Origin of the sequence: Stappia sp. TSB10P1A, from assembly GCF_900185725.1 — a bacterium.
Lineage (GTDB): Bacteria > Pseudomonadota > Alphaproteobacteria > Rhizobiales > Stappiaceae > Stappia.
In genome coordinates this window covers 289,948-313,532 of sequence record NZ_FYAU01000016.1, presented here as the reverse complement: position 1 = coordinate 313,532, position 23,585 = coordinate 289,948, and the positions used below count along the sequence as shown (strand labels likewise).

General features: G+C 68.8%; 19 protein-coding genes and 1 tRNA gene. 16 read left to right on the top strand and 4 right to left on the bottom strand.

Annotation, left to right across the window (positions count from 1 at the left end; all coding sequences use genetic code 11):
- The first annotated feature begins 35 nt into the window (after positions 1-35).
- The 7 genes from TSB10P1A_RS06385 to TSB10P1A_RS06355 all read left to right on the top strand — a co-directional run bounded on the left by TSB10P1A_RS06385 (position 36) and on the right by TSB10P1A_RS06355 (position 5,316).
- On the top strand, positions 36-557 hold the full coding sequence (locus TSB10P1A_RS06385) for a phasin (protein WP_186387058.1): 522 nt from the start codon (positions 36-38) through the stop codon (positions 555-557).
- 179 nt (positions 558-736) lie between these two features.
- A tRNA-His gene (locus TSB10P1A_RS06380) sits at positions 737-813 on the top strand.
- Positions 814-1,044: 231 nt separating this feature from the next.
- On the top strand, positions 1,045-1,452 hold the full coding sequence (locus TSB10P1A_RS06375) for a hypothetical protein (protein ID WP_186387057.1): 408 nt from the start codon (positions 1,045-1,047) through the stop codon (positions 1,450-1,452).
- Between the two features lie 172 nt (positions 1,453-1,624).
- Entirely contained in the window at positions 1,625-2,047 is a 423-nt protein-coding gene (locus tag TSB10P1A_RS06370; protein WP_186387056.1) for a hypothetical protein, read from the top strand.
- Positions 2,048-2,301: 254 nt separating this feature from the next.
- Positions 2,302-2,832: a GcrA family cell cycle regulator gene (locus TSB10P1A_RS06365; RefSeq protein WP_186387055.1), complete on the top strand. Its 531-nt coding sequence runs from the start codon at positions 2,302-2,304 to the stop codon at positions 2,830-2,832.
- Between the two features lie 306 nt (positions 2,833-3,138).
- A complete protein-coding gene (locus tag TSB10P1A_RS06360) occupies positions 3,139-3,519 on the top strand; it encodes a hypothetical protein (RefSeq protein WP_186387054.1) in 381 nt (126 codons plus the stop codon).
- A 123-nt stretch (positions 3,520-3,642) separates the two neighbouring features.
- A complete protein-coding gene (locus TSB10P1A_RS06355) occupies positions 3,643-5,316 on the top strand; it encodes a thiamine pyrophosphate-binding protein (RefSeq protein ID WP_186387053.1) in 1,674 nt (557 codons plus the stop codon).
- Positions 5,317-5,360: 44 nt separating this feature from the next.
- On the opposite strand, the gene TSB10P1A_RS06350 is transcribed toward TSB10P1A_RS06355, so the two are convergent.
- Both TSB10P1A_RS06350 and TSB10P1A_RS06345 read right to left on the bottom strand, forming a co-directional pair.
- Positions 5,361-8,099, bottom strand: coding sequence for a bifunctional acetate--CoA ligase family protein/GNAT family N-acetyltransferase (locus tag TSB10P1A_RS06350; protein ID WP_186387052.1), 2,739 nt, complete (start codon positions 8,097-8,099; stop codon positions 5,361-5,363).
- Between the two features lie 164 nt (positions 8,100-8,263).
- The gene (locus TSB10P1A_RS06345; protein WP_186387051.1) at positions 8,264-9,094 is read right to left on the bottom strand and encodes a universal stress protein; all 831 of its coding nucleotides are present in this window, start codon (positions 9,092-9,094) and stop codon (positions 8,264-8,266) included.
- Between the two features lie 333 nt (positions 9,095-9,427).
- Between TSB10P1A_RS06345 and TSB10P1A_RS06340 the strand changes: the two genes are divergently transcribed.
- Positions 9,428-9,916, top strand: coding sequence for a fasciclin domain-containing protein (locus tag TSB10P1A_RS06340; RefSeq protein ID WP_186387050.1), 489 nt, complete (start codon positions 9,428-9,430; stop codon positions 9,914-9,916).
- A 76-nt stretch (positions 9,917-9,992) separates the two neighbouring features.
- Here the strand turns inward: TSB10P1A_RS06340 and TSB10P1A_RS06335 are convergent, their stop codons facing one another.
- Positions 9,993-11,147: an acyl-CoA dehydrogenase family protein gene (locus TSB10P1A_RS06335; protein WP_186387049.1), complete on the bottom strand. Its 1,155-nt coding sequence runs from the start codon at positions 11,145-11,147 to the stop codon at positions 9,993-9,995.
- Positions 11,148-11,455: 308 nt separating this feature from the next.
- On the opposite strand from TSB10P1A_RS06335, the gene TSB10P1A_RS06330 reads away from it, so the two are divergent.
- The 5 genes from TSB10P1A_RS06330 (at position 11,456) to TSB10P1A_RS06310 (ending at position 18,258) form a co-directional block, all read left to right on the top strand.
- Positions 11,456-13,219, top strand: coding sequence for an ATP-binding protein (locus TSB10P1A_RS06330; RefSeq protein WP_186387048.1), 1,764 nt, complete (start codon positions 11,456-11,458; stop codon positions 13,217-13,219).
- An 82-nt stretch (positions 13,220-13,301) separates the two neighbouring features.
- On the top strand, positions 13,302-14,753 hold the full coding sequence (locus TSB10P1A_RS06325; protein ID WP_305849895.1) for a sigma-54 dependent transcriptional regulator: 1,452 nt from the start codon (positions 13,302-13,304) through the stop codon (positions 14,751-14,753).
- 286 nt (positions 14,754-15,039) lie between these two features.
- Positions 15,040-16,050 (top strand): C4-dicarboxylate TRAP transporter substrate-binding protein, encoded by a 1,011-nt coding sequence (locus TSB10P1A_RS06320; protein WP_186387047.1) that lies wholly within the window; start codon positions 15,040-15,042, stop codon positions 16,048-16,050.
- A gap of 196 nt (positions 16,051-16,246) precedes the next feature.
- Positions 16,247-16,894: a TRAP transporter small permease subunit gene (locus TSB10P1A_RS06315; RefSeq protein ID WP_186387046.1), complete on the top strand. Its 648-nt coding sequence runs from the start codon at positions 16,247-16,249 to the stop codon at positions 16,892-16,894.
- Positions 16,891-18,258, top strand: coding sequence for a TRAP transporter large permease (locus TSB10P1A_RS06310; RefSeq protein ID WP_186387045.1), 1,368 nt, complete (start codon positions 16,891-16,893; stop codon positions 18,256-18,258). Before TSB10P1A_RS06315 ends, TSB10P1A_RS06310 begins: the two co-directional genes overlap by 4 nt.
- Before the next feature lie 591 nt (positions 18,259-18,849).
- On the opposite strand, the gene xseA is transcribed toward TSB10P1A_RS06310, so the two are convergent.
- Positions 18,850-20,310: an exodeoxyribonuclease VII large subunit gene (gene xseA, locus TSB10P1A_RS06305; RefSeq protein ID WP_244293003.1), complete on the bottom strand. Its 1,461-nt coding sequence runs from the start codon at positions 20,308-20,310 to the stop codon at positions 18,850-18,852.
- A gap of 115 nt (positions 20,311-20,425) precedes the next feature.
- Here xseA and TSB10P1A_RS06300 point away from each other — a divergent pair, with 115 nt between their 5' ends.
- The 3 genes from TSB10P1A_RS06300 to TSB10P1A_RS06290 all read left to right on the top strand — a co-directional run bounded on the left by TSB10P1A_RS06300 (position 20,426) and on the right by TSB10P1A_RS06290 (position 23,541).
- Positions 20,426-21,178 carry a 16S rRNA (uracil(1498)-N(3))-methyltransferase gene (locus TSB10P1A_RS06300; protein WP_186387043.1) on the top strand — a complete coding sequence of 251 codons (753 nt, stop codon included), beginning with the start codon at positions 20,426-20,428 and terminating at the stop codon, positions 21,176-21,178.
- 131 nt (positions 21,179-21,309) lie between these two features.
- Positions 21,310-22,683 carry a glutamate--cysteine ligase gene (locus TSB10P1A_RS06295; RefSeq protein WP_186387042.1) on the top strand — a complete coding sequence of 458 codons (1,374 nt, stop codon included), beginning with the start codon at positions 21,310-21,312 and terminating at the stop codon, positions 22,681-22,683.
- A 93-nt stretch (positions 22,684-22,776) separates the two neighbouring features.
- A complete protein-coding gene (locus TSB10P1A_RS06290) occupies positions 22,777-23,541 on the top strand; it encodes a DUF937 domain-containing protein (protein ID WP_186387041.1) in 765 nt (254 codons plus the stop codon).
- The last annotated feature ends 44 nt before the right edge of the window (positions 23,542-23,585 follow it).

Sequence of the window (23,585 nt, the reverse complement as noted above, 5' to 3'; positions counted from 1 at the left end):
GCTCCAGGGCGATGTCTCTGCCAAAGGAGCATACCATGACCGAGACCGAGACCAAGACCGTTGCCGCCGCGCCGAAGACGACGCGCGCCAAGACCGCCAAGGCCGCTGATGCGACCGTGACCGCTTTCCCGACATTCGAGGCTTTCACCATGCCCAAGATGGAAATCCCCGCCGTGACCCGCGAGCTGGCCGAGAAGAGCATCGAGCAGGCGCGTGAGGCCTATGCCAAGCTCAAGACCGCTGCCGAGGACGCGACCGACCTCCTCGAGGACGGTTTCGAGACCACCCGCCGCAGCGTGCTGGACTTCAACCACAAGGCCGTCGACGCGGCTCGCGCCAACACCGACGCCACGTTCCAGTTCGTCAAGGACCTGTTCGAGGTGAAGACGCTGGCCGAGGCGATCGAGCTGCAGACCTCCTTCGCCCGCGCCCAGTTCGACGCTCTCGGCGCCCAGGCCAAGGACATGCAGGAGCTGACCACCAAGCTGGCCGGCGAGATGAACGAGACGTTCAAGGGTGCCGTCGAGAAGGCGTCCAAGGACTTCAAGGCAGCCTGATCCGCCTCCGGTCGACGACCGGACCGACATCGAGCCCGGGCCGCAAGGTCCGGGCTCTTTGCGTCGCGGCCAGGCATCGTCCGGCGCGGCACCAGCTTGTGGACGAACGGGCCGAAAGGCGGTTTGCGCCTCTTGCAATCACCGCCGTTTCAAACTAGGTTCCGCCACCGAATTGACGTGCAGACGTAGCTCAGTTGGTTAGAGCGTCGGATTGTGGCTCCGAAGGTCGTTGGTTCAACTCCAACCGTCTGTACCATTCGCTCTCCCTGACAGTTTCTCCCCCCCCCCCTGTCGTTTCCCCCCTCGTTTCCCCCTGTCGGTTCCTTCCATGTTCCGATGACCGTGTCCCGTTGGGCTCCGGCGCCCGCTTGCCGTCTGCGACGCTTTGCCGGCGGCGGGTGATCCGGTTCGCCTTGCCTCGCGCCCGTGTCTTGGGGCAGGCTGGAGACGGACCGCCGCACACAACAACAACGGGCGGGTGGGGGACATGACGCAGGACAACGGATCCGCCGGCGATGCCGGCGGCGCGACCGGCTACCGGACGCGTCGGCTGCTCGAAACCTATTATGACCTGACGCTGCAGATCGGCGAGCGCCTCGACGCGCGCGACATCTCCGATGTGCTGTTGCTCGTCCTCATCGCCATTGCCGACCTGCGCGGCGCGCCGATGGACGCCGAACTGCTTGCCGAAAAGCTCGGATCGTCGCGCTCGACCATCGAGCGACGTCTCAAGCCCTATCTGGACGATGGCCGTGTTCTCAAGGAACGGCGCGGAAAGTCAGTCGTTTACCTGGTGTCCCCGCCGGCTTGCGCCAACGGCGAGACGGCGACGGACATGAGCGTCGACATGGTGAAGGCGGTCATGGCGATGGTTTACGACATTGCCAACGATTGAGCCGGCGCAACCCCGATATCCTTAAAATTTGTGGAAAATCTGAAAAGAGACCCAAAATACTCAGGGGATTACGCAACGTCCGGGCGCCTTGCGGCTTGCATGGTCGGGAATCGCCCCGGGAAATGGTGAAACATCGTCAAAATGACGAAGGTGGAGCCGAGGGAGGATCGCGATGTCGCTGCAGGACGACGAACTTCCGACTCAGGCTCATCGGATCCTCCGCCTCTATGAGATGTTCTTCAGTCTCATGTTCCGTTTCATGGAGGAATACGAGGTAAATGATCTTGGTCAGCTTATGATCCTGACGACGATAGCCATTGCGAATGCGAACAAGATCGATGCGGATATTGAAACTATCTCTGAGGAAACCGACATTCCCTACTCGACCGTGCGCAGAAAGGTGGAGAAAATGTGCGCGGACGGGATCCTTGAAATGAGGAAAGAGAGGCAGAAGCTTGTCTTTTCTATATCTGACCGTATGGACTTTGCGCACCCCGCTCAGCAGCAAGAAGATATAAGCAGAAAATTCCAGAAAGACGTCGTCGACATTGTCGTTAAATCTATAAACTCAATAATACTTGAGAAAAAGAAGTAGAATTCACATTGAAAACCCCAATCAATTGACGCATTAAGTTTTTGTTAACTATACAATACGCATAGTCGATGGCACGTTCATCGGGTAACGCAAGGGCGTCGGGCGACAAGGCCCGGAACCTGGAAACGGCGATCGAGATCGCTACCGAACACGACAGAATATTGGCAACCGCCAGTGCCCGACAGGGCTCTGGCGGAACGGGAAACCTTCGCCTCGGGCAAGGCTTCCTCTCGGTCAGGAAAGCGGGGCTGAACATGGCTTGGACTCAGGAACGCGAAGATCTGCTCAGGAAGCTGTGGCTGCAGGGGCTCAGCGCCAGCCAGATCGCCTATGTGATGGCGGGCATCACGCGCAATGCGGTGATCGGCAAGGCCCATCGCATGGGGCTTCCCAAGCGGTCTCCGGCCACCAGCCACCGCCCCAAGCCGCGGGTCCAGCGCGGCAAGCCGTCGCTCGCCCTGGTCGGTGCCCGGCCGGCGCCGCGTGAGAGCATCATGGAGAAGCAGTTCCAGCGCGACCTCGGCCTTGTGCTCGAGACCGGCTTTCAGGCGGAGCAGGGCGACCGCGTCACGCTGATGACGCTGACCAGCCGCACCTGCAAGTGGCCGATCGGCGATCCGGCGGATGCCGACTTCCACTTCTGCAGCCACGAGGCCGAGAATGGCCGCTCTTACTGCGAGTTTCATCACGGCCTCGCCTATCAGGGCGTCCGCCGCCGCCGTCCTGCCGCCGAGCGCGCGGCCGCGCCGATCCAGGCTCTGCCGCTGCGCGCCATCGCCGTCTGACAGCAACGGTTCGGGTTCGACGCGGCCCGCTTTCCCCCTCCCAGGCGGCAGCGTTTGACCCCCGGGGCGGGGCCGGTTTCCGGCCCCGCCCCCTTTTCGTCTTGGGCTGCGGGGCCGGTTTCCGGCCCCGCCCCCTTTTTGTCCAGGGCTGCGGGGCCGGTTTCCGGCCCCGCCCCCTTTTGTCCAGGGCTGCGAGGCCGGTTTCCGGCTGCCATTGTGTTGCCGGCTTGATTTTGCTCATTGTCGGCAGCCCCTGCGGGCGCACACTGGCGGAACAATATCGGCAACACGGGAGTATCCGATCCGATGACAGCCCAGTCCCCCTTGCGCAAGATCCGCCTCAACCTTGCCCGCACCCGCGAGTTTCCGGCCGGCTCGGCGCGGCATGGCTACGAGTTCATCGCCCCGCTCGGCGAGGACGGGCATATCGATGCCGTCCTGTGGAAGCAGCATCGCGAGGCGTGCCGCGTGCGGCGGTTCTGGGCGGACGAGGAGCACGACATCGGCCATCTGGTGCGCCGGCCGGGCGGCTCCTGGGCGTTTCACTACGACATCGGCGGCGACGAGGACGACGAGGCCGGCTACCGCTTCGGCGCCCATGCCTTCGTGCCGGGCGAATATGTCTCCATCCGCGACGAGGACGGCGAGTTGCATACGTTCCAGGTGGTGACGGTGCAGGAGCTCTGACGGCCCTGCCGACGCGAGGGTCATTCCGGTTCGGAATGAGATGCCGACACTCGTGCCTTTGCGCGGGGGGGCGCCGGCGGCTATACCGGCAGGCAACGACACTTTCGAGCGGGATGGAGCCACATGCACGGGAACGAGGCGCGCCGGATCTCCGGTACGGGCGGATTTTTGCTGGTCAAGGCGCTGGAGCAGCTTGGCGCGGGCCGCGTCTTCTGCGTGCCGGGGGAGAGCTACCTGCCGGTGCTCGACGCCCTGCATGATGCCTCCATTCCGGTGACGGTGTGCCGCCAGGAAGGCGGCGCGGCGATGATGGCGGAGGCCTTCGGCAAGCTTACGGGCCGGCCCGGCATCTGCATGGTCACCCGCGGCCCCGGCGCCACCAATGCCGCCGCCGGCCTGCATGTCGCGCAGCAGGATTCCACGCCGATGATCCTCTTCGTCGGCCAGATCGAGACCGGCATGCGCGGCCGCGACGCTTTCCAGGAGGTCGACTACCGGCAGATGTTCGGCGGCATCGCCAAATGGGTCGCCGAGATCGAGGACCCGGCGCGCATCCCCGAGATGCTGTCGCGCGCCTATCATGTGGCGACCTCCGGCCGCCCCGGCCCGGTGGTCCTCGCCCTGCCGGAGGACACGCTCGCCCGAACCGCCGAGGTGATGGAACTGCCGCCGTTCCGCCCGGTCGAGACGCATCCCTCCCTCGCCCAGATGGCGGAGCTGCAAAAGCGCCTGTGGGCGGCGCGCCGGCCGCTGGTGATCCTCGGCGGCAGCCGCTGGAGCGAGGCGGCGCGCGCCGCGCTGGTGCGCTTCGCCGAGCGCTTCCGCCTGCCGGTCGCCTGCTCGTTCCGCCGGCAGATGCTGTTCGACAACCTGCATCCCAATTATGCCGGCGATGTCGGCATCGGCATCAACCCGGCGCTGGCCGAGCGGGTGAAGGAGGCGGACCTGCTGCTTCTCGTCGGCGGCCGCATGTCGGAGATGCCGAGCCAGTCCTACACGCTGCTCGACATTCCCTTGCCGCGCCAGGCCCTGGTGCATGTCCATGCCGGCGCCGAGGAACTCGGCCGCGTCTACCTGCCGGACCTTGCGATCCACGCGAGCCCGATCGGCTTTGCCGCCGCGCTGGAGGGCCTGCAGCCGCCGAACGAGATCGCCTGGTCGGGCCTCGCCGAGGCGGCCCATGCCGATTATCTCGCCTGGTCGGGTGCACGTCCCCAGGTGCCGGGCGCCCTGCAGATGGCGCAGGTGATGGACTGGCTGGAGGAAAACCTGCCGGAAGACGCGGTGCTGACCAATGGCGCGGGCAACTACGCCACCTGGGTGCACCGCTTCCACCGGTTCCGCCGGCACAACACCCAGCTTGCCCCGACCAGCGGCTCGATGGGCTACGGCCTTCCCGCCGCCATTGCCGCGGCGCTGCATTCGCCCGGCCGCCGCGTCGTCTGCTTTGCCGGCGACGGCTGCCTGCAGATGACCCTGCAGGAATTCGGCACCGCCTGCCAGGACAAGGCCAACCTCATCCTCGTCGTCGTCGACAACGGCATGTACGGCACCATCCGCATGCATCAGGAGCGCGAGTTCCCCGGCCGCGTCTCGGCGACCAGCCTCGTCAATCCGGACTTCGCAGCGCTTGCCCGCGCCTATGGCGCCCATGCGGAAACGGTGCTGACGGCGGAGGAGTTCGGCCCGGCCTTCGAGCGGGCGGCAGCCTCCGGCGGGCCGGCGCTGCTGCATCTCAAGCTCGATCCGGAGGCGATCACCCCGGTGCGCACCCTCAGCCAGATCCGCGCCGGCTGACCCGGCGGGGCCCGCCGTTCGGGCGGGCCCTTCAGGTGGGCTCTTCAGGCGGTCTGTTCAGGCGGTTCGCTGCCGCCCAACTGCGCCGCCGCCACCGGCAGCGTCACCTTGGCGATGGCGTCGTCGTCGGCGGAGGGGCGCACGGTGAAGCCGAGCGCCTCGCACATCGCCAGCATGGTGGAGTTTTCCTTCAGGACCTCGCCGGTGATCGTCTCGATGCCGTCCGAGCGGGCATAGTCGATGATCAACTGCATCAAGGCCCAGCCGAGGCCGCGGCCCTTCAGGTCCGACTGGACGATGATCGCGTATTCGCCGGTGCGGTGGTCCGGATCGGCATGCAGGCGCACGACGCCGAGGATCTCGTCCGTTCCCGGCGTCAGCGCGGCAAAGGCCATGGCGCGCGAATAGTCGAGCTGCACCAGCCGCTGCATGAAGGCGTGGTTGAACTCTTTGACCGGCGCGAAGAAGCGCAGCCGCAGGTCGTCCGGCGACACTTTCTCGAAGAAGCGGCGATAGCGGTCCTCGTCCTCCGGGCGCACCGGGCGGATATCGACCAGGCTGCCGTCCTTGAGCTGGAGCTGCTGCTCCCACTCCTTCGGATAGGGCGCGATCGCCAGCCGCGAGGTCGCGTGGCGGCCGCGATGCACCTGCGGCTCGCCGAGGGCGATGCGGGCATCGAGCGCGGTGACGCCGGCCGCGTCGGCGACCAGCGGATTGAGGTCGAGCTCGCGCACCTCCGGCAGGTCGACGGCGATCTGCGCCACCTTGACCAGCGTCAGGGCGATGGCGTCGAGATCGGCCGCCGGCCGGTTGCGGAAGCCCGCCAGCAGCTTGCTGACCCGCGTCTGGCGGATCAGCGCCTGGGCGAGGTTGAGATCGAGCGGCGGCAGGGCGAGCGCCACGTCGCCCATCACCTCGACGCCGGTGCCGCCATGGCCGAACAGCAGCACCGGGCCGAAGCTCGGATCGTCGGCAAGGCCGATGAAGATCTCCGTTCCGCTCGGCGAGCGCACCATCGGCTGCAGCAGGATGCCGGTGATCTCGGCCTTGGGGTGCGCCGCGCCGATCCGCTGGAGCAGGGTCGCGGCAGCGGCGCGTGCCGCTTCGGGCGTGGCAAGGTCCAGCACGACGCCGCCGACATCCGACTTGAACGGCAACTGCGGTGAGACCAGCTTCAGCGCCAGCCGCTCGTGCTGCATCAGCAACTCGCGCGCCAGGATCTCGGCCTCGTCCGCCGTGGCGGCGAGGCGGCTGGGCACCTGATGGATGCCGTAGCAGGCAAGCAGGTCGGAGATCTCGCCGGGGTGCAGCCATGTGCGCCCCTCGTCGAGGGCCTGGCGCACCAGGTGCTGCGCCCGCTCGCTGTCGGTGGTGAAGCCGGCCGGCAGGCTGGGCGGCGCCGCCATCAGCATCTCGCGGGCATCGGCATAGCGCACCAGATGCATGAACGAGCGCACCGCCTCGGAGGCGCTGGCATGGCAGGGAATGCGTGCCGCGTCGAGCGGCTGGCGCGGCAGCGGGGCGCCGGCGGTCAGCGCCACCAGCAGCGGCTTGCGCCGCCCGTAGCCGGACTGGCTCGCGGCATGGGCCTTGGCCAGTTCGCTGGCGACGTCCTCCAGCCGGGTGAAGGCGGACGGGGCGGCCACCGCCAGCACCGCGTCGACATTGCGGTCCTTCAGCAGGATCCGCGCCGCCTCGCCATAGCGTTCGGGCGAGGAGGTCTCATGCAGGGTCAGCGGGTTGGCGCGGGTCTCGCCCTGCCGCATGACCGGCTGCAGATGCGCGGTCGTCTCCGCGTCCAGCTCGGCGATCTGCCCGCCCTGGCGCTCCAACTGGTCGCCGGCAAGCGTGGCCAGGCTGCCGCCGGTCGCCAGGATGGCAAGGCGCCGTCCGGCCACCGGCTTCACCCGGCTCACCGTTTCCACCGCCTCGAACATCTCGTCGATGTCCTCGACGCGCAGCACGCCGGCACGGGCCAGCGCCGCGTCATAGACCGCATCCTGCGCCGCGATCCGCCCGGCATGGGTGACGCGCTCGCCGATCCGCTCGCGGCTGGCGCCGGAGCGCAGCACCACGACCGGCTTGGAGCGGGCAGCGACGCGGGCGGCCGACAGGAACTTGCGCGGATTGGCGATGGTCTCCAGATGCACCAGGATCGCCCGTGTCCGGTAGTCGAGCGCGAACCAGTCGAGCAGGTCCGACACGTCGACATCGGTGCGCTGGCCGAGCGAGGCGATGGCGGAAAAGCCGATGCCGTTGGCCTTGGCCCAGGACAGGGTCGCGTTCACCACCGTGCCGGAACGGGCGATGAAGGCAAGGTCGCCCGTACCGGCCTCGCACACGCCCAGATGCGCGGCGAGCCCGGCGGCCGGCGCCGCGATGCCGAGGCTGCCGGGGCCGAGCAGGCGCAGGGTGTGGGGGCGCGCCGCCTGCAGCGTCGCGGTCACGGTGGCATCGTCCCAGCGGTCGTAGCCCGGCGACAGGGCGGCGACGGCCCGCGTGCCCGCTCCGCCGAGCGCGGCGACGGCGGCCGGCGCATCTTTGGGGGCGCCGAGATAGAGCGCAAGGTCGGGCGCCTTGTCGAGATCGGCGAGGGATCGCACGGCCCGTGCCGGCGCCGCGTCCGCCTTGCCGGGACAGGCAATGGTGAGGATCTGCCCGCGAAAGCCGGCGCCGGCGATGCGCGCCAGCAGCAGGTCGGCGGCCTCGGCGCCGAACCGGTTGGGCCCGACCACGGCGAGCGAGGCGGGGCGGAAGAGCGCATCGAGATTGCGGATCGTCATCGGCACTCATCCTGTCTGTCAGGCGCGAGCGTCAGGGTGGGAGAGTGGGGCGCCGGGCCCGGAAAGTCAAAGGCGCCGCCACTCCCCCGATGTGGCGGCGCCTCGCTTCCGGGCGAACGGCCTGGGCCGCCGCCTGGAAGAAGCCTTGTCTGCGACCGGCGGTGTCAATGCGCCATCAGCACCGGCACCGTCATCGAGGCGAGGATGTCCCGCGTCGCGCCGCCGAACAGGAACTCCCGCATGCGCGAGTGGCCGTAGCCGCCCATCGCGATCATGTCGATGCCGTGGTCGGAGACGTAGTTGAGGATCGCATCGGCAACGCCGGAGCCGGGCCGGGGCACCACGTCGACGGTGACCGAAAGCCCGTGCCGGGCCAGATAGGTGGCGATGTCGGAGCCCGGCTCGCCGTCGGTGATGCGGCGCCCGGTGTCGACGATCATCACGGTGACCTTCTTGGCCATCTGCAGCATCGGCAGCGCGGCATGCACCGCGCGGCTGGCGGTCGGGCTGCCGTCCCAGGCAACCATCACGTTCTTCATTTCCATGGTGCCGCCGATATAGGGCACGATCAGCACGGGCACGCCCGCCTCGAACAGCACCGTCTCGATCAGCAGCTCGCGCATCGGCTCCGGCGTGTCCGGATTGTCCTGGCCGATCACCACCAGATCGGTGAGGCGGCAATGGGTGAGCACGCTCTCGGCGGAGCCGCCGGTGATCACCTCGGCGGTCCGCACCTCGGCGGCAACGCCGGCCTTGCGGGCCATTTCGCGGAAAGTGTCGCCGGCTTCCTGCGCCGCCTTCAGCGCCTGGTTGCGGGCGATCTCGATATAGTCGGCCGGCATCGGCCCGGCGATGAAGCCGGGAACCACCGGCTCGAAGGCGATCGTCAGGCCCGTGGCATGCGCGCCGGTGCGGGTCGAAAGGTCGAGCGCCACGCCCGCGGCGTGCTGTTTGCCGGCCAGGTCGACCAGCGTGAGAATGTCCTTGATAGCCATGGATCGCGTCCCTCCATTTGAGACCATGCCGCAGCAAGCCAAGAGGCTGCGACGGAAGATGTGCCGAAACTAGGGTGTCCGGGGGCCCCGGTCCTTGACCGGGATCAATCTTTGATCGGGATCAGTCGGTTGGTGCCGGCCGGACACGTGGGCGGCCCGCAGCGAATGCGCGGGTACGCATCGTCGCACAGGCCGGATCAGATTTAAATCGCTGAAGATTTTGGCCCCGGAGTATTTCATCCGGCCGGCCTCGGCTGCGTAAGAAGGTCTGGAATGCATCGTGCCGCAGGCGCGGTGATATCCCGAGAAATGACAATCTGGATGGAGGCAAAAATGCGCAAGTACTTGATGGGAGCTGCCCTTGCCACGGTTCTGGCCGGGGCCGGGGCCGCGAATGCGGCGAACATTGTCGAGACGGCCCAGCAGGCCGGCACGTTCAACACGCTGATCGCCGCCGTCGAGGCCGCCGGCCTTGTCGAGGCGCTGTCCGGCCCCGGACCGCTGACGGTCTTCGCCCCGACCGACGAGGCCTTCGCCGCGCTTCCCGAGGGCACGGTCGAGACCCTCCTGAAGCCGGAGAACAAGGACCAACTGGTGGCGATCCTCAGCTATCACGTGGTCGGCCAGGAGATCACCTCCGACCAGATCCCGGCGGCGACCACCGAGGTCGAGACGCTGAAGGGCGAGGGCGACCGCACGATCACCGTGGTGAAGTCCGACAGCGGCGTCACCGTCGACGGGGCCAATGTCGTCACCGCCGATATCCGCGCCGACAACGGCGTCATCCATGTCATCGACAAGGTGATCCTGCCGTCCGACTGACCCTGCTGCACACGTTGCATGGAAAGGCCGGCGCCCCCGCCGGCCTTTTCGTTTGGCGATCGACCGCCCGCCGGCCTTACTGGCCGCGCAGCGCCTCGCGGGCGATGATCAGCCGCTGGATCTCCGAGGTGCCCTCGTAGATCGTGGTGATGCGGGCATCGCGCACCAGCCGCTCCAGCGGATAGTCGCGGATATAGCCGGCCCCGCCATGCAGTTGCAGCGCCGTATAGGTGGCGCGCTGCGCCGCTTCCGAGGCGAAGAGCTTGGCCATCGAGGCCTCGCGGGCGAAGGGCTTGCCCGCGTCCTTCAGCGCCGCTGCCTGCAGGATCAGCAGCCGCGCCGCCTCCAGCTCGGTCTCCCGGTCGGCGATCATCCATTGCACGCCCTGCATGTCGGAGATCGCCTGGCCGAACTGCCGGCGCTCCTTCACATAGGCCTTGGCCCGCTCCATCGCCGCCCGGGCGATGCCCAGCGACAGCGCGGCGATGCCGATGCGCCCGCCGGCGAGTTCGCCGACGGCGATGCGGAAGCCGTCGTTCTCGCGGCCGAGCATCGCGCTTGCCGGCACCCGGCAGTTCTCGAAATGCACCTCGTTGGTCGCCGAGCCGGTCTGGCCCATCTTCTTCTCGGCCTTGCCGATGACGAGGCCCGGCGTGTCTGCTTCCACCAGGAAGCAGGAGATGCCCTTGCCCTTCGGCGCGTCCTTGTCGGTCACGGCCCACACGACGAAGACGCCGGCATATTCGGCCGAGGTGATGTAGAGCTTGGAGCCGTTCAGCACATAGTCGTCGCCGTCGCGCTCGGCGCGCGTGCGCATCGCCGCCGGGTCGGAGCCCGCGCCGCTTTCGGTCAGGCAGAAGCCGCCGGCCGCATAGGTGCCGTCCGTCAGCCGCGGCAGATAGCGGGCGCGCTGGTCGTCGTTGCCCACCGCCTGGATCACTTCCGCCACCATGTTGGAGACGGAAACGGTGACGCCGGTGGAGGCGCAGGCCCTGCCGATCTCCTCCACCGCGATGGCGAAGGCGACGCTGCCGGCGCCGGTGCCGCCGTGGTCGGGCGAGATGTTGAGGCCCATGAAGCCGTTTTCGGCGAGCAGTTTCAAATTGGCGAGGAAGGCGTCCCGCCCGCCGCCCTGGTCCAGTTCCTCGGCCAGCGGCGCGATCTTGTCCTCGGCGAGCTTTCGCGCCGTGTCCTGGATGAGATACTCTTCCTCGCTCAACGAAAACTGCATCGGCGTTCCTCCCAGAACAATGATGTCCCCGACGGGGTGGATCAGGACCGCAAGACCCGGCCATGACAGGTGCAAAGACATACGGCCCGGCGACGGCGCTGTCCACGGCCAGGGATCAGGGGGCCAGGGTTCAGGGGGCCGGGGATGAGCCGACCGGGGATCGGGCGCGCTCCTGGCGCGGCCGCGCCGGCGCCGTCCTGTCGCGGCGCCTGCCGCCGCGTCTGCGGCGGTCGCTGTTGTTCTTGCCGCCGCGTCTGCGGCGGTCGCTGTTGTTCTTGCCGCCGCGCCTGCGGCGGTCGCTGTTGTTCTTGCCGCCGCTGCTCGTGCTGCTGCTGGCCGTCTTCGCCGCCGACTGGGCGGAGGTGCAGTCGGGCCTGCGCAGCGATGCGGTGGCGCGCGAGCGGCTGACCCTCTACCGCGAGACCATCCTGCGCGAGCTCGAGAAGTACCGCCATCTGCCCTATATCGTCGCCCGCGATCCGCGCGCGGTCGGCGTCCTGTCCGATCCGGGACAGGCGCCCTCGGCCAACCGCTTCCTCAAGGAACTCGCGGCGACGACCGGCGCCGCCGCGCTCTATGTGATGAACGAGGACGGGCTCACGGTCGCCGCCAGCAATTTCGACACGGCCGGCTCCTTCGTCGGCCGCAACTATTCCTTCCGCCCCTATTTCCAGGAGGCGCGGGACGGGGAGGAGGGGCGTTTCTTCGCCGTCGGCGCGACCACCGGCGAGCCGGGCTTCTTCTTCGCCCGTTCGACGCCGGCCGGGGCGCCGGCGCGCGGCGTGGTGGTGGTCAAGGTCGACATGGAGCGGCTGGAGACCAATTGGCGCCATGGCGGCGAGACGGTCATCGTCACCGACGTGCACGGTGTCGTCTTCCTCGGTACCCGCGACGACTGGCGCTATTCCTCGCTCGCCCCGCTGCAGGACATGGTGGTGGCGGCGATCCGATCCGACCGGCAATATGGCAATGCCCGTCTCGCCAGCCTGCAACAGGGACCGCTGGCCCAGACGCGCCTGGTCATCGGCGGCACCGCCTGGCGCCAGGCCCGGCTGAAGGTCGGCATCCTCGACTGGACCATCCATTATTTCACGCCGATGAGCGAGGTGCGCGCGCCGCGCGGCGTGGTCTGGGCCGGCGCCGGCGCCCTCGTACTCCTCTATGCGATCTGGCTGCTGGTGCTGCGCAGCCGCAGGCTCGGCCGCGTCACCGCGGGCCTGCGCCAGGACGCGGCGACCCTGCGCGATCTCAACCGCCGCCTCGTCGAGGAGATCGACGAACGGCGCCGGGTCGAGCGGGAGTTGCGCGACACCCAGGCCGATCTTGCCCGCGCCAGCCGCCTTGCCGCCGTCGGCGAGATGTCCGCCGCCGTCGCCCATGAGCTCAACCAGCCGCTCGCCGCGCTCGGCATGTTCGTCTCCGGCGCAAGGCTCTACCAGCAGCGCGGCGAGACCGCCGCCGTCACCGAGAATCTCGACGAGATCGACGCCCTGCGCCACCGCATGGCGACGCTGACCCAGGAGCTGAAGCGCTTCGCCCGTCCCGGCGAATCGCGCATCGAGACGGTCGACCTGCGCGACTGCCTGAAGACCAGCGCCAAGCTGGTGCGCCCGCGCGTCGAGGAAACCGGCGTCGCCCTGCAACTGCACCTGCCGTCGCGGCCGATGACCGCCAACACCGCGCCGCTGCGCGTCGAGCAGGTCCTCGTCAATCTGCTGCGCAACGCCATCGACGCCTGCCAGGGGGTGGCGGCGCCCGTCGTCGAGGCCCGCGCCCGGATCGAAGAGGGGCGCGCCGTCATCGAGATCCTCGACAATGGCGAGGGCATTCCCGACACCTTGCGCGAGCGGATCTTCGAGCCCTTCTTTACCACCAAGCCGGCGGCGACCGGCCTCGGCCTCGGGCTTGCGATCTCGGCGCGGATCGTGGAAGACCTCGGCGGGTCCCTTGCGACGCGCGCGCGCCGTGCGGGCGGGGCCTGCTTCGTGCTGTCCCTGCCGCTTGCGGTGCAGGGCGGGGATGAGGGCAGCGAAGAGGACGCGCGCCGGCTCGACGCGGTTGATGCGCAATGAGGCAATGCGCGGGGAGGCAGCGCGCAAAGAGGCAATGCGCGGGGAGGCAGCGCGCAAAGAGGCAATGCGCGGGGAGGGCCGGGTGAGCGCAACGCGGGAGCAGGACAGCATGACCATCGACAGCGATGCCCGGCCGGGCGAGGGGGCGCGCACGCCGGTCCTCGTCGTCGACGACGATCCGTCGATGCGCGCCGGCCTGCGGCAATGGATGCGGCTTGCCGGCTTCGAGCCGGTCGAGGCGGTGGATGCGGAAGCCGCCCTCTCGCGGCTTGGTGCCGACTTTCCCGGCTGCGTCATCTCCGACGTATTGCTGCCGGGCGCCAGCGGTCTCGACCTGTTGCGGCAGGCCCGGCGGATCGATCCCGACCTGCCGGTGATCCTGATGACCGGCCATGGCGACGTGCCGATGGCGGTGGAGGCGATGCGCGAGGGCGCGGCCGATTTCATCGAAAAGCCCTTCGACCCGGACATGCTGGCGGCGATGGTGCGCCGCGCCGCCGATCACCGCCGGCTGGTGCTGGAGAACCGGGCGCTCAGCCGCCGGCTCAGCGACATGAGCGGCCTTTCGGCCCGGCTCATCGGCGATGCCGCCGCCATGGTCCGCCTGCGCGAGCAGATCGCCCATTTCGCCCGCACCGACGCCTCGGTGATGATCGTCGGCGAGACCGGCACCGGCAAGGAGGTGGTGGCGCGCGCCCTGCACGAGCTGTCGCCGCGGGCGGAGGCCCCCTTCGTCGCGCTCAACTGCGCAGCGCTCCCCGAGACCATGGTCGAGGCGGAGCTGTTCGGCCATGAGGCCGGCGCCTTCACCGGTGCCGACCGCACCCGCGCCGGGCGGATCGAGCAGGCCGACCGCGGCGTGCTGTTCCTCGACGAGGTGCCGTCGATGCCGCTGGCCTTGCAGCCCAAGCTCCTGCGCGTGCTGCAGGAGCGCGAGGTCGACCGCATCGGCGGCCGCGCCGCCGTTCCCGTCGACATCCGCATCATCAGCGCCGCCAATGTCGATCCGCGCCAGGCGGTGGCGGACAACCTGATGCGGCAGGACCTCGTCTACCGGCTCAACGCGGTGGAGATCCGCATTCCGCCGCTGCGCGAGCGCGGCGGCGACATCCGCCTGCTGTTCGACAGTTTCGTCAATCGCTTCATGGCCGAGTACGGCATCGACGGCGTCGCCCTGACGGCGGACGATGCCGCCTTTCTCGAAGTCCACGACTGGCCGGGCAATGTCCGTGAACTGCGCAACGCCGCCGAGCGTTTCGTGCTCAACGCGCCGATGGGCGCGCCGCCCTTGCGCGACCTCGTCACCGGGTCCGGCATCGGCCCCGGCGCAGGGGAACAGGAGGCGCCGCGCGGCCGCCTGCGCGAGCTGATGGAGGACTATGAGCGCCGCCTCCTCGTCGATGCGCTGCGCCGGCATGGCGGGCGCATCGCGCCGGTGCTGGAGGAGCTCGACCTGCCCCGCCGCACCCTCAACGAGAAGATGGCCCGGCTCGGCCTCAGCCGCGCGGGAGGCGAGGGGAGCGCGGAAGGCTGATCGTGGTTATCGGCAAGATCTTGCCGATCGCTGGTAACCTTTTGGCAAGGTTTTGCCGGTCGGTCGGCCCGTGTTGCAGCGCGGCGCGACGCTTCCCGCCTGTTTCTCGCCCGGTTCCTGTCCGGTTTCCGCCTCTATCGCCGATCTGGCACGCGGCTTGCCAAGCCTTGTCCAATCGCCCGTCAGGGAGGATGGGCGAGGATAGCGAGATGGCCGCGGCGCAAGGTCAGCGTCCGGCCGAAACTGGCATCCGGCCGGCAACCGGCCGGATCTTGGGAGGACTGACATGACCCTTTCCCGCAAGCTCGCCGTGCTCGGCACGACGACGATCCTCGGCCTCGGCTTCGCCACCGAGACGATGGCACTCGAATGGAACGTTTCCGTCTGGGGCAAGCGCCGCGCCTTCACCGAGCATATCGAGAAGCTCGCCGAGCTGGTCACCGAGAAGACCAATGGCGAATTCACCTTCAACATCGCCTATGGCGAGGCCCTGTCGAAGTCGCGCGAGAATCTCGACGGCATCTCCATCGGCGCCTTCGAGATGGCGCAGATCTGCGCCGGCTATCACGAGGACAAGAACCCGACCCTGACGGTCATCGAGCTGCCCTTCCTCGGCGTGCCGGACCTGCCGACCCAGATCGAGCTGGAAAACGCCATCTACGCCCATCCGGCCGTCGAGAAGGACCTGATGCGCTGGGATGCCAAGCTGCTGATGTCCTCGCCGATGCCGCAGTACAATTTCATCGGCAAGGGCGCGGCGCCGACCAAGGTGACGGACTTCCAGGGCATGCGCGTGCGCGCGCTGGGCGGCATCGGCCAGGCGATGACCGCCATCGGCGCGGTGCCGACGACGGTGACCGCCTCCGAAACCTTCCAGGCCATCGATTCCGGCACCGTCGCGGCGGCCTCCTTCGCCCCGCATGCGCACCTGTCCTTCCGCACGATCGACGCCGCCAACTGGTGGACCAACAACCTCAATCCGGGCACGGTCAGTTGCCCGGTCGTCGTCAGCCGCGCCGCCTATGACGCCCTGCCGGAGAATTTCCGCGAGGCGCTGGACAGTTCGGTCGATGCGGCGATGGAGCACTACCTCGCCGAATACGACAAGGTCTATCAGGAGTGGTACCCGCTGCTGGAGAAGATGAACATCCAGCAGGTCGAGTTCCCCAGGGACGAGCTGCAGGCCTTCAAGGACAAGGCCGGCCGGCCGATCTGGGAGGACTGGGTGCAGAAGATGAACGGCCAGGGCCTTCCGGGGCAGGAACTGCTGGACCTCGCCCTGTCCAAGCTCGACTGAGACCGGTCGCCAGGACGTCCGCCGGCCTTCCTGCGGGGAGGCCGGCGGGCCGCCGGCGGCCGTTCCACCGCGCGCCCGCCTCGCGATGCGGGCCCGCTTTCCCCATTGACCGCAGGAACCGTTTGCGTGTCCGCGCCGGGAGGGAGTGCCTTCCTACCCGCGAGGCCGGCCGGACGGAGCTTGCCTGGAGCTTTCCATGACATCGTCCACCGCCCAGAAGGACCCGCCGGGCAGCTACATCCGTTTCGACGGATGGCTGGGCGCGGTCGAAAACGCCTTCAACCTCGTTGCGGCGGCAAGCATCCTCGCCCTGATGCTGCTTGCCGTCGCCCAGGTCATCGGCCGCAGCGCCTTCAACTGGCCCGTGCCCGGTTTCATCGACATCACCGAGCAGGCGATGGCGGTGTTCGCCTTCATGGGCATCGCCTATTGCCAGCGCGTCGGCGGCCATATCCGCATGGAACTGTTCCTCGGCAAGCTGAGCGGCCGGGCCATGTGGATCGCCGAGGTGATCGGCATTCTCGGCATCTGGATCGTGGTGGCCGCGCTGATCTACGGCTCCTGGTTCCATTTCGAACGGGCCTGGACGATCGGCGACAGCACCATCGACATCCGCCTGCCGACCTGGCCGTCGAAGCTCGTCGTTCCCGTTGCCCTGTCGCTGCTGCTGGCGCGGCTGACGCTGCAGCTCTACGGCTACTGGCGGCTGGTGCGCGATCCCGCCGCCGAGCCTGTCGGCGTTCCGGTGCTGGCCGATGTCGAAACCGTCGCCAGGCATGAAATCGAGGAAGCGCTCGGCGACGCCGCCGAAACGTCCGGTGAGCGGGAGGAAACCCACCGATGACCCCGTTTGAAATCGGACTGATCATGACCGGCCTGCTGCTGGTCCTCGTGGTCCTCGGCATGCGTGTCGCCTTCGCCGCCGCCCTTGTCGGCACGCTTGGCCTCATCGCCATCTTCAGCATGCGCATGGGCTTCGAGCGCGGCTTCGTGGCGGCGCTCAAGATGGCCGGCACCATCCCGCATTCCAAGTCGGTGACCTACTCGCTCTCGGTGCTGCCGACCTTCATCCTGATCGGCTTCCTTGCCTTCTATGCCGGCTTCACCCGGCAGTTGTTCGAGGCGGCCAAGCGCTGGCTCGGCTGGCTGCCCGGCGGCATGGCGGTCGGCACGGTCTTCGCCACCGCCGGCTTTGCCGCCGTCTCCGGCGCCTCGGTGGCCACCGCCGCGGTCTTTGCCCGCGTCGCCATCCCTGAAATGCTGCAGGTCGGCTATTCCAAGCGCCTGTCGGCGGCGGTGGTTGCGGCCGGCGGCACGCTCGCCTCGCTGATCCCGCCCTCCGCGATCCTGGTGATCTACGCCATCCTGGTGGAACAGTCGGTCGCCAAGCTGCTGCTGGCCGGCTTCCTGCCGGGCATCTTCTCGGCCGTGGTCTATATCGCCATCATCATCGGCATGGCGATGTGGAAGGGCGATGCCCCGCCGGTGCGCGGCTTCACCTGGGGCCAGCGCCTTGCCTCCGTGCCGGGCACGCTGCCGATCATCGCCGTGGTGGCGATCATCTTCTGCTCGCTCTATTTCGGCTTCGCGACGCCGACGGAAGCCGGCGCGCTCGGCGCCTTCGTGGTGCTGATTTCCGCCTTCGTCAACGGCATGCGCGGCAAGCAGCTCTGGCAGGCGTTGCACGAGACGGCCAAGCTGACGGTGATGATCTTCACGCTGATCTGGGGCGTCCTGGTCTATGTCCGCTTCCTCGGCTTCGCCGGCCTGCCGCAGGCGTTCGAGGAGTTCATCGTCTCGCTGCACTTCTCGCCCTGGCTGATCCTCATCGTCATCCTGTGCGCCTATGCGGTGCTCGGCATGTTCATGGACGCCATCGGCATGCTGATCCTCACCCTGCCGGTGGTCTATCCGGCGGTGATGGCGCTGAATGGCGGCGAGACGGTCTCGGCCGCCGACAGCGCCTTCGGCCTGTCGGGAGAAATGTGCGCGATCTGGTTCGGCATCCTGGTGGTGAAGATGGCGGAGCTGTGCCTGATCACCCCGCCCATCGGGCTGAACTGCTTCGTGGTGGCGGGCGTGCGCGACGACATCCCGGTGCAGGAAGTCTTCCGCGGCTGCGCCCCGTTCTTCGTCGCCGACATCCTGACCATCGGCGGCCTTGTGGCGTTCCCCGCGATCGTCACCTTCCTGCCCTCGATCATGTGAGGGCGGGCACACCGCAAGAACACGAAGGGGCGTCCGCCGGGCGCCCCTTTTGCAACGCTTCGGCCTCTCTTTTCGTCATCCCGCACGCAGCGTGAGCCAGATGCGGGATCGGAGAGCCTCTCGGCAGCGCTCCCGAACGACACCGCGACCGCCGTGCCGCCCCGATCCCGGATCTTCGGCCTTGCGGCCTCGTCCGGGAAGACGCGGGGAGAGGTGGGATCAAAAAATCACCCGCAAAGGGTGCCAATGGCTCCCGGCTCTCCGGCTTCGCCTGCGGCCGGGATGACCTCCGGGGAGGAGGCATGACCTCGCATCCCCTCTGCCGTCACCCCGGCCAAGCGCAGCGCAGAGCCGGGGCCTATTCGTTCCCAGAGCGGTGGCGGGACACGCCGACGCGCGCCCATGCTCAGCGTGTCGTCCCGGTTTCGGCGAAGCCGAAGACCGGGATCTAGTAACCCCGGATCGGTGGCGAGAACCCGCTAACCCCTCCTTTCGTCACCCCGGACGGCGCGCAAGCGCCGAGCCGGGGCCGGAGAGCCGAGGGCCTGTCGACGGCACTCCCGAAAGACACTGCGGAAGCCTCGCAGCCCCTCAGAACAGCGAGCCCTGTCCGCTCTCGCGGCCCTTGCCGGGCGCGCGCGTTTTGGGCCGTGGGGTTGCACGCGGCGCCGGCCGCGCCGCCTCGCTCTCGCCGCCCGCCGGATCGCCGCCGGCGGCGGTCGCGCTAAGCCGGCTCTCGTCGCCGAACTCGATGGTGAGCGCAGCGCCCGGCTCGACGCCATGGGCCGAGCGCAGCGGCTGGCCGTCGGCACCGCGCACCAGGGCATAGCCGCGCGCCAGCACGTTCTTGTAGGAGAGGCTCTCGAGCAGCTTGGCGGCGGCGTCGAGCCGCGCCCGGTCGCGGGAGATCTGCTGGCGATGCGCCCGGAGCGCCCGCGCCTCCAGCCCGCCGAGCCGCTCGCGCGCGATCGACACCGTGCGCGCCAGCGTGTGCGGCGACAGCCGCCCGGCGGCCATCAGATGCCGCGCCCGCTTGTCGCGCAAGGCGGCGCGCAGCGCCGGCGCCAGCCGCTCCGCATAGGTGTCGAGCCGCTGCCTTGGCAGCGCCAGCAGGTCGCGCGGCGAGGGCAGGGCGGCGGAGGCCGCCCGCAATTCCGTCCGCCGCCCGGCGATCAGCCGCAGCAGGCCGGAGATCTGCCGCCGCGCCAGACCGTCGACGCTGGCCATCAGCTCGCCGCGCACCGGCACGGCGATCTCGGCCGCCCCCGTCGGCGTCGGCGCCCTGAGGTCCGCCGCGTGGTCGATCAATGTCCAGTCGGTCTCGTGGCCGACGGCGGAGATCAGCGGGATCTCGGATGCCGCCGCCGCCCGCACCACGATCTCCTCGTTGAAGCCCCACAGGTCCTCGATCGAGCCGCCGCCGCGCGCCACGATGATGACGTCCGGGCGCGGGATCGCACCGCCCGGCAGCAGGCGGTTGAAGCCCTCGATGCCGTTCGCCACCTCGCGCGCCGACGTCTCGCCCTGCACCCGCACCGGCCAGACCAGCACATGCAGCGGAAACCGGTCGGAGATGCGGTGGAGAATGTCGCGGATCACCGCCCCGGTCGGCGAGGTGACGACGCCGATCACCCGCGGCAGGAACGGCAGGCGCCGCTTGCGCTCCTCGGCGAACAGGCCCTCGGCGAGAAGCTTGCGCCGCCGCTCCTCCAAGAGCGCCATCAGCGCGCCGATGCCGGCCGGCTCCAGCGAATCGATCACCATCTGGTATTTCGACTGACCCGGAAAGGTGGTGATCTTGCCGGTGGCGATCACCTCCAGCCCCTGCTCGGGCTGGATCTTCAGCCGGCTCGCCTGTCCGCGCCAGATGACGCCGGACAGCACCGACTGCGCGTCCTTGAGGTCCAGATAGATATGCCCGGACCCAGGGCGCGAGATGCGCCCGAGTTCGCCGCGCACGCGCACATAGCCGAAGGCGTCTTCCATCGTGCGCTTGATCGCGCCGGAAATCTCTGACACCGAGTATTCGGCAAGGTTGTCGCTGTCTGCCAAGGCGGGATCCGGTCGGTGTGTTTCGTCCCCGCGAAGGGACCGCACCTTGGTCCCCCCGTCAAGACCGCGCGCCCGCCTCCGCGCTCTCTGTTCAGGCTTTCCGGAAAACCCCGCCATGCCCCGTTACGACTTCCGATTGCCGCGCCTTCATGTCGAGGACGGCCTTGCCGCCGGCGCGGCGGTCGCGCTCGACCGGGCCCAGTCCAACTATCTGCTCAACGTGTTGCGGATGAAGGACGGCGACGAGGTGCTGCTGTTCAACGGCCGCGACGGCGAGTGGCGCGCCGCGCTCCGCCAGGAGGGGCGCAAGCAGGCCTCGCTGGTGGCGGGCGAGATGACCCGGCCGCAGGCCCCGCTCCCTGACCTTCACTATCTCTTCGCCCCGCTGAAGCATGCCCGCCTCGATTACATGGTGCAGAAGGCGGTGGAAATGGGCGCCGGCGCCCTGCGTCCGGTCCTCACCCGCTACACCCAGCCCGGCCGGGTCAATCTGGAGCGGATGCGCGCCAATGCGGTCGAGGCCTGCGAGCAATGCGGCGTCCTCGCCGTTCCGGCGATCGACGAGCCGGTGGCGCTGGAGGCGCTGCTCGCCGGCTGGCAGGCGGGCGAGGGCGCGCGCATTCTTGTCTTCTGCGACGAGGGCGAGGCGAGCCAGAACCCGCTTGCCGCGCTCGGCGGCCTGTCGCAGGGTGTGCCGCTCGCCGTGCTCGTCGGGCCGGAAGGGGGCTTTTCGGAAGACGAGCGCGCCCTCTTGCGGGCGCAGCCCTTCGTGGTGCCGATGCCGCTGGGGCCGCGCGTGCTGCGCGCCGACACGGCGGCGGTCGCCGCGCTCGCGGTGGTTCAGGCGCGGCTCGGCGACTGGGTCTGAGGCTGCCCCTACGGCCGGCATGGCCGCCGTTTTCCAGCCATTCCGCCACTGGATTTGATCACGAAAAATCGCATTTGTTTTGGTCGGGACGGCTGAGTATGGTGCGCGCCGACCACGCGAAGGGATATCCCATGGCCCGCGATACCATTGATTCCACCCCGATCGTGGGGGTGGCCGACCTCGCCGCGACGCTGGAGGCCGGCTGCAAGCCGACGGATGCGTTCCGGATCGGCACGGAGCACGAGAAGTTCGCCTTCCGCCTCGCCGACAATTCCCCCGTTCCCTATGACGGCCCCGCCGGCATCGAGGCCCTGCTGACAGGCATGGAAGGCCTGCTCGGCTGGGAGCGGATCGACGACAACGGCCTCGTCATCGGCCTTGCCGATCCGGTCGGCGGCGGCGCGATCTCCATCGAGCCCGGCGGCCAGTTCGAACTGTCCGGCGCGCCGCTGGAGACCCTGCACCAGACCTGCCGCGAGACCAACGCGCACCTGGCGCAGCTCCGCCAGATCGCCGAGCCGCTCGGCATCGGCTTCCTCGGCCTCGGCATGACGCCGGACTGGCGCCGCGAGGATGTGCCGGTGATGCCGAAGTCGCGCTACGAGATCATGACGCGCTACATGCCCAAGGTCGGCAGCCTCGGCCTCGACATGATGTACCGCACCTCGACCATCCAGGTGAATCTCGACTTCGCCTCGGAGGCCGACATGCGGGCCAAGATGCGCGTCGGCCTGGCGCTGCAGCCGGTCGCCACCGCGATCTTCGCCAACTCGCCCTTCACCGACGGCAAGCCGAACGGCTTCCGCTCGTTCCGCGCCGAGATCTGGAAGGACACGGACAACGACCGCTCCGGCCCGCTGCCCATCGCCTTTGAGGACGGCTTCGGCTTCGAGAGCTATGTCGAATGGGCGCTCGACGTGCCGATGTATTTCGTCAAGCGCGGCGGCACCTATTACGACGTCACCGGCACCAGCTTCCGCGCCTTCATGACCGGCGCGCTGGAAGGCGTCGTGCCGGATGCGCGGCCGACCATCGGCGACTGGAACAACCACCTGTCGACCCTGTTCCCGGATGTGCGGCTGAAGAAGTATCTGGAGATGCGCGGCGCCGACGGCGGCCCGTGGCGGCGCATCTGCGCCCTGCCGGCGCTGTGGGTCGGCCTGCTCTATGACGAGGGTATTCTCGACCAGGCCGGCGAGATGATCCGCGACTGGAGCGAGGAGGAGCGCGTTGCCCTTCGCAACGACGTGCCGCGCCTCGGCCTCGAGGCGCCGTTCCGCGGCGGCACGGTGCTGGACCTTGCCCGCGAGATGGTGGCGCTGTCCCGCGAGGGGCTGAAGCGCCGCGCCCGCCTCAATGACGGCGGCCAGGACGAGCGCGTGCATCTTGCCGCCGTCGAGGAGACGGTGGCGAGCGGCATGTCGCCGGCCGACGTCATGCTGCGCCGCTACAACGGCGACTGGCAGGGCGATCTGTCCAAGGTCTATTCCGCTTACGCCTATTGAGGGGTCTGTCGAGCGAGGGGCGGCGGCGCAAGTCATTTGACCGCGCCGCCGCGACAGCGGAAGATGCCTGATCCGAAAGTGGAAAGGCATCCGATGACCGAGAGCTTTCCTGCCCTGGGCGCCTTCGATCCGGCCGCGGTCGGCGAGGCGATGCGCCGTCAGTTCGGCTGGGGCGAGCGTGACGTCGCCCGCGCGGCCGAGGCCTTGATGCCGGCGGCGCTCGCCGGCATGCGCCGCTATGCGGCCTCTCCCTCCGCGCTCGAAGGGCTGCTCGCCCTGATGCCCGGCCCCGGCCGGGCCGCGGCGCTGCCCGACCCTTCCGCGCTGGTGGGCGAGCCGCTGGCGCTGATCTTCGGCCCGTCCGAGGTGCAGCGCTCCATCGCCGACTATGTCGCCCAGCAGACCGGGCTGGAGCGGCCGGGCGTCGAGACGATGATGCCGGTGGTCGCCACCCTGGCGCTCGGCCAGGTGGCGCGGCGCTTCACCTTCGGTCCGGCGCGCGAACTGCTCGACGCCTTCCTGGCCGGCTATGCGCGCGGCCGGCCGAAGCCGGTGCCCAACCCCTTGCGGGTGATGGAACCTTACGCGCAGGCGATGCGCTCGTTCTGGGACGGCTATCTCGGCCTTGTCGGCGCCGCCACCGCGACCGGCGCCGCCGCCCGGCAGGAGGAGGAGCCGGCGCCCGAGCCCGCTCCCGAACCTGTCGACGAGCCTGCCGACGACACCGCAGCCGATGCCGGATCGGCTCTGGTCGACCGCTGGCTGTCGCTCGGCCGCGACATCCAGGAACGGCAGATCCGCGCCTATGAGAGCCTGTTCGAGCGGGTCTCTTCCGGTGCGAAGCCGGACGAGACCTGAACAAAAAAAGCCCGCCTCGGGGGAGGCGGGCAAGGTGCGTCGGC